The sequence below is a fragment of the Paenibacillus sp. 1781tsa1 genome (assembly GCF_024159265.1).
Lineage (GTDB): Bacteria > Bacillota > Bacilli > Paenibacillales > Paenibacillaceae > Paenibacillus.
Window position 1 is genome coordinate 2358565 of the sequence record NZ_JAMYWY010000001.1, and the last position, 12584, is coordinate 2371148.

The window sequence follows — 12584 nt, forward strand, 5'->3', positions numbered from 1 at the left end:
ATGAAGGATGAAGGAGTATCATCAATACCCGATGTGGGATGTATCACGTTCACTTGAGGAACGGTTGGATGACCTGATTGCACGATTAACAACGGAAGAGAAGATCAGACTAATTCCTACACGCGAAGCAGCTGTACCAAGATTGGGCATCCCAGCCTACAACGTTGGGGGCGAAGCTGCCCATGGGGTTGCATGGAAAGGGGAGGCAACGGTATTTCCGCAACCTCTCGGTCTATCAAGTACCTGGAATACGAGACTTATGCGAGAGATCGGTTCAGTCATTGGCGATGAGGCGAGGGCATACCATCACCGTAATCCTGAAGTTCACGGGTTAACCTTGTGGGCACCCACGGTTGACCTGGAACGTGACCCACGCTGGGGCAGAACGGAAGAGGGGTATGGCGAGGACCCGGTCCTTACGGGTGAAATGTCGGCAGCTCTCGTCAAAGGTATGCAAGGAAATGATCCTTTTTATCTGAAAATGGTCGCTACATTGAAACACTTTTTTGCCAATAATAACGAGAAAGATCGGCTGAATTGTTCATCCAGCATCGATCCGCGTAATCTGCGGGAATATTATTTAAAAGCATTTGAGACGCCATTTGTAGAAGGCGGAGCCTTGTCCATGATGACAGCTTACAATTCCATCAACGGTACACCTGCCATTGAAAGTCCATATGTGAATGATGTGGTTAAGGGTGAGTGGGCAATGCCAGGTTTTATTGTATGCGATGGGGGGGATCTCTCTCAGACGGTGGACTATCATGGTTATCATACCAGCCATGCCGAATCAGCAGCAGGTGCGTTGAAGGCAGGAGTGGATTGTCTTACGGATGAAGTTGATCTTGTTGTATCTGCTCTGGAAGATGCGCTTGATCAGGATCTGTTGGAGATAGCTGATTTGGACCGAGCGATCCGCAACATCTTTGGTGTGCGGATGCGACTTGGACAACTGGATCAGTCGGGATGTAACCCGTATGCCTCCATACCCGAGTCGGTACTATGTGCACCAGAACATGCCAAACTTAGTTATCGTGCTGCTGCCGAATCCATTGTTTTACTCCAAAATGATGGATTGCTTCCCTTGAAGCCAGAAGCATTACAGAAGATCAGTGTCATTGGACCGCTTGCCGATGTGGTCTATACCGATTGGTACAGTGGCACACTGCCTTATCGTGTATCCGTCCTCGATGGACTGCGTAATCGATTACCCCAGACAGACGTAACGTATACAGATGGGAATGACCGTATTCAGTTGAAGACAGCAGACGGACAGGTTATTTCCTTGGGAGCGGAAGGTACGCTCGTCGCTGTATCGCAGGACAGTACACCTGCAGCCGCCGAGTTTGTACATCAGGATTGGGGCTCGGGAAGTCATACGCTGAGAAGTGTGAACAATCATCGATACGTTAGTTTAACCGAGCAAGGCATCTATCAGGCAAATGCACCAGAGATTGGTGGCTGGTTTGTGAAGGAAGTTGTTCGATTCGAACCCCAGTCGGACGGGAGCAACATCTTGCGAACGTGGAACGGAATTCCCGTTGGAGTGAGCGAACATCAGGGACGGTCTGCTTTATCGCCAGTGCCGCCACAGGCAGAACCAGCGACCAGTACTACGGATGATGTTGGTGATTCTGGACGCCCAAATCATTCACCAAGCAACATACAGAAGGCTACTGCTATCGAGATCAACATCGTGACATCCGGAATACAACAAGCCGAAGAAGCTGCACGTAGCAGTCAGGCTTCGGTCGTTGTTGTTGGCAACAGCCCATACATCAACGGCAAAGAAGAGATCGACCGCCCAAGTCTGCTGCTTCCGCCGAATCAGGTCGAACTTGTCAAAGCCGTGTGTGAAGCTAATCCCAATACGGTGGTTGTCATTATGGGCAGTTATCCATTTGCCTTGCAGGAGTTAAAAGGTATTGCCCGGGCAATCGTATATATGACACATGCTGGTCAGGAGTTGGGTAATGCGCTTGCGGATGTGCTGTTAGGTCAATATGCTCCGGCAGGCAGACTGAACATGACATGGTATGAAGATGAATCCCAGCTTCCTGACATCATGGATTATGACATTATTCAGAATGGTATGACCTATATGTATCATCAAGGACCGGTCCAATATGCATTTGGTCATGGCCTGACCTACTCGGAATTCGAATACGAGGCAATTCGTGTAAGTCGTAGTGCTCCGGTGGAAGACACCACCACAGATCAATTGAAGATTGAAGTGGAGGTACACAATACAGGTGAACGTGATAGTGATGAAGTCGTACAAATCTATGGGTCTTCATATACCTCGCGAGTGAAGCGCGCTCAGAAGCAACTGCTTGCTTTCCGTCGTATCCATGTGAAAGCAGGGACGCGTGTTACGATTCATTTCGAGATTCCTATTCAGAAGCTGGCGCTATGGGATGTTACCCGAGATCGATACTGCCTGGAGACAGCGACCTGGGCCATCCTGGCAGGGCGTTCTTCCGCCGATATACGCCAGTCGGCTGATATTAAGATTGAAGGTGAGACGATTCCTGATCGTCCGCTGCACTTGCTTACCTTTGCCGAGAATTACGATGCTTGTAGAGGTGTTCTGTTGGATGAATGTCTGGAAGGACGTTCGGCAGTTCGGGCAATCACTGGGGAAGAACCCTTATATCGAGATGGTCAGTCATCCTGGATCGCATTCAACCATAATGCTGTTCAGGAAGTACAAGGATTTGAAGCCAGAGTGGCAGCTTATGGGGAAGAGGGCAGACTGGAGATTCGTTCTGGAGGACTGGAGGGCGAATTGCTCGGTGTGTGTGAAGTTTCTGGACCTGGAGGCAGCGTGAATGGGAAAGATATCAAGTGGACAACGGTCCAGTGTTCGCTTGAGGCGCCACATAAGGTGAATGAGCTGTATATTATTTTCAAAGGTGGAGCAGCGTTACGCCACTTTAGATTGTTGTAGTTGTAGAACATGAAACCAATAAGCTGTCTTGCACAAATACGTGCAGGCAGCTTTATTTGTGTGAACAAGCGGTAACAACCAGCATGTCCTGAATAATCAAGCTCTGAAACAAGCACAATAATGCTGTTGTGTGTAGAATCTGTAAAGGTGGTTGTGGTATGAACGATAAAAAGTGGGACCTCGTCGCACTTGCTTCCATCCCTTTAATTATGACCTTGGGTAACTCCATGCTTATACCGATCCTGCCACAGATCGAACGTGAGTTGAAGGTATCTGCATTTAAGGTCAGTATGCTCATTACAGTCTACGCTGTAGTTGCCATCCTGCTTATTCCTCTTGCAGGGTATTTGTCTGATCGTTTTGGCAGAAAAGCAATCATTATTCCCAGTCTCATCATTGCAGCCGTCGGGGGTGCTGTAGCTGGTGTGGCTGCATGGATGCTGAACGGAAATATAGCCTACTGGACCATATTAGGTGGCAGGTTATTGCAGGGGGTTGGGGCAGCGGGGGCATTCCCGATTGTGATTCCTTTGGTTGGGGACATGTTCAATGATGAAGATCAGGTATCTAAAAGCCTGGGAATCATTGAAACTTCGAATACATTTGGCAAAGTGTTAAGTCCGATTCTTGGAGCAGCACTGGCAGTGTGGTTATGGTATCTACCCTTTATGGCTATTCCCGTACTATGTGTTCTTTCGCTGATCCTGGTTATTTTCTTGGTGAAAACACCCAAGAAAAAAGAAAAACCGCCCACCTTTACAGAATTTGTGGCTTCCATTAAGGACGTATTAAAAGAAAAAGGACGATGGTTATACGCCTTGTTTGCGATCGGTGGAATATGTATGTTTATTCTTTTTGGTGTGCTTTATTATCTATCCGAGACGTTGGAGAGCGAGTTCGCCATGAAAGGCATTGTAAAAGGTCTTGTGCTTGCCATCCCGTTAGCGGCACTGTGCCTTTTTTCCTTTTTCGCAGGAAAGTGGATCGGAAAGAGTAAGCCTCGCATGAAGTGGATCGGATTCACAGGACTTATTCTTGTAACCGTTTCGCTGGGCGTTATTGGAGTTTTCGATAATATTTACGTTGTCGTAGGTCTATTCACATTGGGAAGTGCGGGAATAGGGGCAACCTTACCATGTCTGGATGCTCTAATTACTGAGGGTGTGGACAAAAAGCAGCGAGGCACGATTACGGCTTTGTTCAGTAGCATGCGATTCATCGGTGTATCACTCGGCCCACCTGTTGTTTCTTTGCTCATTGGCAAACAACATTTTTTGCTTTTTGGTGTGCTTGCCGCTTCTGCAGCTGTAGGAGGACTACTTACATTGTTCGCAGTTAAACCGGATAAGGGAGACCAACCTACTTCAGGAAGCGGTCAGAAACAGGACGAACGGCACATCGATCGAATCGAGACAAGTAGGGGTTATGCTCCCATAGGTCGCAAGAAAAGTCCATTTTAGATAGACGGTGCTGAATGCTACATTCATTTCCATGGTGTCTTAACTTTAACATTCAGATCTATTCCAATAAAAAACGCGTTTACGCCTAAGAAAGCGGATGAATTTGCTTTCTCGGTGTAAACGCGTTTCTGGTTTCTATGAGCAGAATGACTTTAACCGATCATTCGTGTTTGCTTATATTAGACTGGCTAGTTTCGGTGTTGCCGGTTCCAGATTCTGAATTCTTGGATTGATCTTGAGGTGAATCCGTTGCAGTGATATGAGTATGAGCGAGCAGAGCATGAGCTTCTATGGAGAAGCTACCGCTTCGTTTTCCCTGAATCAGATATATAAGCAAGAACAGAATCATAAACATCACGGAATAACGATACATATCGGTATAACTGGTCATGGCCGCAATGGCGCCGAGAAGAAGGGCACCAGTCGCAATCCCCAGATCCAGCGAGTTCAAAAACATACCGTTAGCCATACCCCGTTGAGTAGGAGATACAACTTGAATCATCCAGGTCTGCAGAGATGACTGCATGGAACCATAACCGATTCCATAGATAAAGGCAGCGATGAACAGGACAGACATGGAGGTTGCATACGAGAGAAGAATGAGTCCGACAGCAACGAATATTGCCCCTGGAATGAGCAGTGCTTTTGGACCTTTGTTGTCATAGATTCGTCCTGCAAATGGTCTAACCAATAACACGGCGAGTGCATTGAACAAAAAGAACAGCGCAGGATTGGCCAGATTGGCTTCCTTGCCATACAAAACGATGAATCCGACAAGCCCACCATAGGTGATGGATAACAGGCAGTTCAGCACACTGGGCAGAATCAGCTTGCGGTTGAAAGGTGTCTTCTGTTTCGGATTAGATTCTGAAGCACTTGTTGTAGCTTGTGGAATGATACGTTCACTGTTATTGCTTCTGGCGGCTTTTTTGCGTGTCAGCGTGTAACTAAGTGGATAGATTACAGCGAGAACACCAGCAGTACATAACATCAGGGTTACAAATCCGGCACCCTGGAGCAGAGTGACCCCAATGATTGGCCCCATAGACATAGCCAGACTAGTCGATAGACCAAAGTAACCCATACCTTCACCCATTCGTTTGACGGGCACAATATCCGAGGCCATCGTTGGAAAAGCGGTACTGCTCATACCAAACCCGATACCAAACAACATTCTCAGTAACAAGAGCACAGCTATACCGGCAGCAAAATAATAGCCGAGTGTTGCCAGCAGGGCTACGGACAGACCTATATAGATCATGGCGTTACGAAGACCCTTCTCCAGTGCTTTCGCGGAATAGAGACGGGCTGCTATGGCACTTAGTGCAAACAGACAGGTGAAGAGGCTAACCTCAAATGCATTAGCATGAAATCGCTCCTGAACGTAGGACGGAAGTGGAGAGACGATCATGTGCAGTTGGAGGAATAACAAAAAGTTGCACAGCATAAGCAGAATGAAATCGGTGGTCCATAGTCTAACTTGTGTAGATTGATCTTTCATGATGACGTATTCCCCCTGAGTTGTGATTCATTACAAGTTGCGATTAATGAGGGAAAGAGTATGTTTAAATGCTTCCATCTGGTCTTCGGATATACCTTCAGCAAGTTCTTTATTCATTTCTCTTTCGATCGGAACGAGGATATCGATTAACGCTTTGCCTTCCTTGGTGAGATATAACAGATAGGCTCTGCGATCCTGTTCGCTGGTCCGGCGTTCTACCCAGCCTTTTTTCTCAAGCAGATCAATGATCCGGGCTGTGGTGGGCTGGTCTTTAAATACACGTGCAGCCAATTCCTTCTGATTCACACCTTCACCTCGGTCAACATTAAAAAGGACAGAAAATTGTTCTGTCGTAATATCATAAGGTTTGAATCGCGTAGCAAGTAAAGCGACTGCTTTACGATGCGTGAAACCCAACATGAATCCGACAGATTGCTCCAGTGTGTAGTCCATGTGATTGCGAGACCTCGCTTTCCATCATAAATTGATCCAATCAATTACTTGTTATAACAAGTATATGTTAGACAAGTAATTTTGTCAAAATGAAAAAAGCAAATATCGGACATAGGTGTTCGCTATGCAATGATCCAAAAATACTGGTAGAATGGAAATGAAACCGCTTCTATGGAATGAAAGTTCAGAGTACTTTTGAAGTATGGAGAAAACCAATTCGCTCTAACCGATGTTGGAGAAGACCAAGGAGAGCTGTGTATGCTGAAAAATATTCCCGCAATAATTCCTCCAGAGTTGCTTAAAATCATGTCTGAAATGGGGCATGGGGACGAGTTGGTTCTGGCTGATGGCAATTTCCCGGCAGCTAGTCATGCCAAACGGCTTGTACGTTGTGATGCACTGGGCGTCGTTGAGTTGTTGGACGCTATCTTGCAATTGTATCCCCTGGATACCTATGCCGAGCGTCCCGCCGCTGTCATGCAAGTTGTAAAGGGGGATCAGGTGATCCCCATCATATGGGAAGACTATCGCCGTTTAATAGAAGAACACGAAGGCATTACGGATGCTTTCGATCAAGAAGAGCGTTTTGATTTTTATGAACGTGCTTCGCGTGCTTATGCGATTGTTGCTACCGGAGAGCGCGCACAGTATGCTAATCTGATTCTGAAAAAGGGCGTCATTTTCCCTGATGCTGATCCTCTCCAACAACAACAGAATGCTGAATTAAACTGAATCTTTAGGAGGGCGACGGAGCACCGGATGCTTTGGTCGCCTTTTTATTCTTGCCGCTGCGCAGCCAGTATACCAGAACGTACAGAATCGGCATGGATTCAATGAGCACGGTGTACACTGGAACAGCGAAGGAACGAATGGCCAGTTCATAAGATGCAGGATCTCTGGCATATTGAAGCACAATGGCGGTGGCAGTTCCCCCAATCAGATACACCACAGATTTTTGCTGTTTGACACCACTCAGTTTGGAAAGACAGACAGATGCGACATATAACAGAAAAGAACTGCGAGTAAACATGGTGGTTGACCAGATTGCGATCAGCACAGGGTCCAGATTATCCAGGAAATCGCCGTAACGGGCAAAGCGCACCATCTCAAGTAAAGGATAGCGAAGCCCAGCGGCAACATAAGGGCCAAAATTCATCAGAGTGAACATCCAGAACACGACAATAAATATAACAACAGTGGTCCCGGCTAATAACATGCTTTTTAACATAGGGCGCTTGAAAGCAACCACGGGTGCAAGGAAGAGGAACATCATCCATTCGGAGAACCAGGGCATCGTGGACAGAGATCCGATCACCATTTCACCCCAATCGTGATGCGTTGTCATCGCAATCAGTATCCCCGGATTACCACCACCCCCTACAGCTGGCATGAGCAAGGTAGACGTGAAGAGCTGCACCAGAAAAATACCTTCGGACATAAATACAATGGTAACGAGCCCTGAGCGCGCAGTTAGACAGATACTTAGTAAAGTAAGGCTAGCTGTAAGCCAAATCGGAGTCTGCGGCAAATACATTGATTGTAGAAAGATAATGAAGTTTTCCACGTCAATCGATAACAAGTACAGACATAACAGGACAATCAACCCGATATAAAAACGGTGTACCATTTTGCCCACGATTTCCTCCCCGTAGGAAATCCAGGGTTTCTCGGGGTAAAGGGAACCCAAACGGTATGTAAAGAAGAGGAAGATCAAACTGATCAGAAAACCGCCAATGATGGACAACCATCCCTGATAGCCACTCATTTTGAATAAGCGCTGCAATAGAAAGGCAACCGGTTCGGAGTACAGGTAAACAAACATGAAGCGGTAAGCCTGTCCGGCAGTCAGATGGTTCATGGTCAATCTCCTCTCTTATTTAATCATATGATTAGCCCAGCCGAAGAGCCATTGGATCACATCATTCGGATTGGGCCACTCAGACCAGCATACTGCAAGTGTATTCCATACGAGAAAAAGACCGAGCAGCAGGAAATAGGCTCTTTTGATCGTTTTCTTGCTTGCTTTTACGGACGGCCAATCCAGCAAGTACAACCCGGCAAATACCAAAACGGCTAACACCTATGTAACCTCCTTCGCTAACGAAACTCCACTCATTGGTATATTAGAAACTTGACTCCGAACCGACAAATTGGATGTTGATTTTGGTGTTGACGGTAAACTGAAGATCATTCTTTACGTAGTCGATCCATGCCGGACGCAGCTTCTTCCAGATTTGGGGGTATCTCCATTCGAGTCGGTATCCGAGCATAAGGATATCAGCCCCTTCTTTTTTCGCTGTTCGCACGGCTTGAGTAAGGTGAGCATTCATTTTTTCATTGGCTGCCTGTTCTATATCCGTAACACTAACTATGTCTTCAGCCTTCAGGACAGGAATTACGGAATTCAATTCGGCTTTGCCTGCGAGGTTGATTACGAAATGTGGTTCTCCATTTTGGAGCTTTACGTGAATGTCAGAGCGCATATTATAGAGTTTCATACTTGCCTTTTGTTTTTTGGTTTGTACGGAGATGGTCAGCGAATCCAGATTTTGCCCTGCCCAAGCAACAGCCCGTGCTTCATTAGCCGAGAGTGTGGCAACCATTCGCATCTGTCTGAAAATGGATCCGCCGACTTGACTCACCCACTTTTTGGATTCTCCCTCTTCGCTGACCATTTTTGTTTTTTTGGCATCTAACATTGAGCAAGCAAACCCCTGATTCATTTTATTGGATGTAAAAATACTCAGCATCTGGGTCTTTAACAGATTCTCTTCGGTGGAGAATTCCCGCAGCACGTCACTTGGGATTTCTTCAAATACCGGTGTCAGATCAGAAACGTCCTTGGCTCTGCCATTAGCGACCATCACATAGCTGCTCAGGTGGAACAGGGGCTGGCGTGCAATCCATTCCATGGTATCTTCAATGCCCTCTCGTGCGTATGCCTGGCCAAAGACAATGACTCGCGTATGCCCCCAGGAGATTTTACGTGTAAGGTCCGTCTGGATTCGCTCAATGGCATCGGCAATCGTTGGTGCAGTTGCCGAAACAGCTGCATAAGGATTCTTGCCTGTACCTGCACCTTCGGGAGAAAGACGATTGGGGAGCGGCATGTTAAGTGTGACTTCAATCTCTCCGGGGGTATCCGCTTTATCCACGTACATCGCTGTAATGAAGGTGCGCTCGTTAATTTCGACTTTGGACCAGCATCCGCTACAGACCAGACAGCATGTAAGAATTATTCCAAGTTTCAGGAAGGTTCTGCGAAAGTTCATGGTGTATCCTGCCTCGTTTCGTTATCCGTCGTATAGGCTTCGGTTCGCTTTTTCATGAGGAACCAAGGTACACGGATAAAGGTATCTTTGAGATCACGAAGTACAAGGGGTGCAAAAGGCTGCATGTAGGGAACGCCAAAGGAGCGCATGCTGACCATGTACCAATAGATTAAATAGATAGAGATGACGACACCGAACAGACCCAATGTTCCCCCCATGAATAGGACAGGAAAGCGTAGTAGCCGGAATGCCAGTCCCAGCTCGAAATGCGGAATAATGAACGCTGCAATGCCAGTAATGGATACCACAATAACTAATGGAGCTGAGACGATACCCGCCTGTACAGCTGCTTGTCCCACTACAATCCCGCCAATAATGGATACTGTCTGGCCGAGCGGTTTCGGAATACGGATTCCTGCTTCACGTAATCCTTCAAAGGTAATCTCCATAATGAGCGCTTCAATCAATGCCGGAAAAGGAATGTTCTCTCTTGCAGATGCAATGGTGATAAGCAGATTGGTTGGAATGATCTCGGGATGAAATGTAGTAACGGCGACATATAAGGAAGGCAGCAGGAAAGCGACAACTGCAAACAGCAAGCGAAGTAGCCGGATGAATGTAGCGGAATGGAACCGCTGGTAATAGTCTTCGGAAGATTGCATTAATGAGAAGAATGTGACGGGAATGAGCAGGGAAAAGGGGGTCCCGTCCTGCATGATTCCAATACGTCCTTCTACCAGTGCCGCGGCAACAGTATCCGGTCTTTCGGTATATTGATATTGTGGAAAAGGAGAGAGTGGGTGATCTTCCAGGAACTCGGACAGATAACTGACACCAAGACTGCTATCCATATTAATCTCACCCAGGCTGGTTAATACATTTTCAAGAATGTCCGGTTTGCATAGTCCTTGAATATAAATTACAAAAACTTCGGTTTTAGTATATCTGCCGATGGTAAATTTAATGATTTTAAAGTCAGGATGTTTAATTTTGTGTCTTAGCAATGACATATTTACATTAATGTCTTCAATAAACGCTTCCTGAGGTCCAACAACGACCACTTCATTGGATGATTCCGGTACGGAGCGTTTTTGATAATTCTGGATTGAAAAAATGATCATACCGGACATGCCTTCGACGTATAGTGCTGCATTACCGCATACAATATCATCTACCAATGTTTCAGCTGCATCTCTGTGCTGGTTTTCAAGAGAAAAAAAAGTTCCATTTACGACTTGCGTAATGAATTCGGGACCCACATCATTGCGTGCAGCCTCCTCGAGCAAAGGCTTTACAATAGCTTCACGCATGATCGATGTATCAACAATGGATTGGATATAGAGCAGGGTACAATGAAGTGGCCCAATCTGAAGCGGCTGATAGATCATGTCTGCCACGCCGATCAGGCGTGATTGCACTTGTAGAAGAATGCTCTCTTTCATAACTTCCTTCCTCCTGACTCATTCATGGTTCGGACACGGTCGGATAATAGCGTGACTATAGTTTGCATAGCTTTGACTGAAATATACTTCAGTTGATGAATGTGCAGTCACACTATAGAAATCCATAGACTACAAACTTTGATACAGATGATGAATGGGGAAAGGGAAGGGATTATTTTAAAATATAAAAGATCACAAATGATGAGACGATGGTCTCCATCCCAAAGGAGTTGAATGAAGTGCAGCAGCGAATCAGACAAGCGGGTCTTCCTGATTGCAATGAAGTGGGTCGATTGTTCAATGAGTACAGGATGTTCTACAACCAAAATGCTGACATTGAGGCAGCACGTCAGTATATTAAAGAACGAATGGAACGCCATGACTCGGTGATTTTGGTAGCAGAAACCGATGTGGAAAGTGGTCAAGGGGCAGATGAAAGTAACGGTAAGTCAATCTCGAAGGGCCTGAATTGTACCGGATTCGTTCAGTTGTATCCCAGTTTTAGTTCGGTATCGATGGGGCCAATCTGGGTGCTTAATGATCTATTTGTGCATCCTGATTATCGTCAGAAAGGCATTGCAAGGAAGCTGCTGCAAGCAGCCAAGCGATTGGCATCTGAGCGTGGAGTTCTTCGTATATCACTCTCCACTGAGTTAAACAACACGCAAGCGCAAGCTTTATATGAATCCGAAGGATATGCACGGGATACCAAGTTCATGTATTATGAACTTAATGTATAAGGGGTTGCTCAAAAAAGATGCATTATATAAATGAATGGCAGACCCGTAATGGGAACGAGGGAGGGGAGTCGCAACATGATGCAGTGGATTGCCATGATCACGATGTTAATTGATCATATAGGGGCTGTCTTTTTTCCACATATTATAGAACTCAGGATTATAGGTCGTATCGCTTTTCCAATCTATGCTTTTGCAGTGTATATCGGTTATAAACATACACGAGATGTACAAAAATACATATGGCGTCTGTTCTGGATTGCGATGATATCACAGGTGCCGTTCATGGCTGCCTTTAATCATTATTCTCTGAACGTGGTATGGACGTTGTGGTCAGCCCTGTTGGTACTATTCGTTATCGATAAACTGCCATCCCGTCTACTGAGTATTCCAATTGTCATTGGAGCAGGTTGGTTCATGGAAATTAGTCAAATGGATTACGGGATGTACGGGTTGTTATTGGTTCTGTTATTCCGTTATTTCCAGGGTCCTGTACTTGTAGTGGCACATGTCTTGTTAAATGCACTATATCTTCTGCTGCATCATAGCTCTGTGCAAATGTATAGTGTGCTCGCAACCGTCGGCATTGCTATTGCTCAGTATTACCAAGCAGGATTCCGCATGAAGGGGCCGCGCTGGGTCTGGCGGTATTTCTATCCAGCTCATCTCGCCATCATTGCAATAATTCGCTGGATATAAAAGAATGATCCAAAAATGCCAAGTGAAGAAGCCATCTTATCGTCAGTGCATGACGATAAGATGGCTTCTC

The 12584-nt window shown here is 46.1% G+C and carries 11 protein-coding genes; 5 read left to right on the forward strand and 6 right to left on the reverse strand.

Translation table 11 applies throughout. The annotated features are described in order from the left end of the window. The first annotated feature begins 7 nt into the window (after positions 1–7). The gene (locus NKT06_RS10610; protein WP_253433533.1) at positions 8–2950 is read left to right on the forward strand and encodes a glycoside hydrolase family 3 C-terminal domain-containing protein; all 2943 of its coding nucleotides are present in this window, start codon (positions 8–10) and stop codon (positions 2948–2950) included. A gap of 158 nt (positions 2951–3108) precedes the next feature. After that, complete coding sequence (bcbE, locus tag NKT06_RS10615; RefSeq protein WP_253433536.1) at positions 3109–4410, forward strand: bacillibactin exporter BcbE; 1302 nt, start codon at positions 3109–3111, stop codon at positions 4408–4410. 160 nt (positions 4411–4570) lie between these two features. Here bcbE and NKT06_RS10620 read toward each other — a convergent pair whose 3' ends face one another. Together NKT06_RS10620 and NKT06_RS10625 are read right to left on the reverse strand one after the other, a co-directional pair. Beyond that, positions 4571–5911, reverse strand: a complete 1341-nt coding sequence (locus NKT06_RS10620) for an MFS transporter (RefSeq protein WP_253433539.1) — start codon at positions 5909–5911, stop codon at positions 4571–4573. 30 nt (positions 5912–5941) lie between these two features. Beyond that, the gene (locus NKT06_RS10625; protein ID WP_062833722.1) at positions 5942–6364 is read right to left on the reverse strand and encodes a MarR family winged helix-turn-helix transcriptional regulator; all 423 of its coding nucleotides are present in this window, start codon (positions 6362–6364) and stop codon (positions 5942–5944) included. Positions 6365–6622: 258 nt separating this feature from the next. On the opposite strand from NKT06_RS10625, the gene NKT06_RS10630 reads away from it, so the two are divergent. Further along, a complete protein-coding gene (locus NKT06_RS10630) occupies positions 6623–7096 on the forward strand; it encodes an RbsD/FucU family protein (protein WP_253433542.1) in 474 nt (157 codons plus the stop codon). A 4-nt stretch (positions 7097–7100) separates the two neighbouring features. On the opposite strand, the gene NKT06_RS10635 is transcribed toward NKT06_RS10630, so the two are convergent. Genes NKT06_RS10635 through NKT06_RS10650 form a run of 4 tightly spaced genes read right to left on the reverse strand, consistent with a single transcriptional unit; the run spans position 7101 to position 11078 of the window. After that, a complete protein-coding gene (locus NKT06_RS10635) occupies positions 7101–8222 on the reverse strand; it encodes a GerAB/ArcD/ProY family transporter (RefSeq protein WP_253433544.1) in 1122 nt (373 codons plus the stop codon). Between the two features lie 15 nt (positions 8223–8237). Continuing rightward, a complete protein-coding gene (locus NKT06_RS10640) occupies positions 8238–8444 on the reverse strand; it encodes a hypothetical protein (RefSeq protein WP_253433548.1) in 207 nt (68 codons plus the stop codon). 43 nt (positions 8445–8487) lie between these two features. Further along, positions 8488–9636: a Ger(x)C family spore germination protein gene (locus NKT06_RS10645; RefSeq protein WP_253433551.1), complete on the reverse strand. Its 1149-nt coding sequence runs from the start codon at positions 9634–9636 to the stop codon at positions 8488–8490. Beyond that, positions 9633–11078, reverse strand: coding sequence for a spore germination protein (locus NKT06_RS10650; protein ID WP_253433554.1), 1446 nt, complete (start codon positions 11076–11078; stop codon positions 9633–9635). The genes NKT06_RS10645 and NKT06_RS10650 overlap by 4 nt, the downstream gene beginning before the upstream one ends. A gap of 209 nt (positions 11079–11287) precedes the next feature. On the opposite strand from NKT06_RS10650, the gene NKT06_RS10655 reads away from it, so the two are divergent. Together NKT06_RS10655 and NKT06_RS10660 are read left to right on the forward strand one after the other, a co-directional pair. Further along, the gene (locus tag NKT06_RS10655; protein ID WP_253433557.1) at positions 11288–11818 is read left to right on the forward strand and encodes a GNAT family N-acetyltransferase; all 531 of its coding nucleotides are present in this window, start codon (positions 11288–11290) and stop codon (positions 11816–11818) included. A 75-nt stretch (positions 11819–11893) separates the two neighbouring features. Further along, positions 11894–12514 carry a TraX family protein gene (locus NKT06_RS10660; protein ID WP_253433560.1) on the forward strand — a complete coding sequence of 207 codons (621 nt, stop codon included), beginning with the start codon at positions 11894–11896 and terminating at the stop codon, positions 12512–12514. Positions 12515–12584 lie beyond the last annotated feature (70 nt).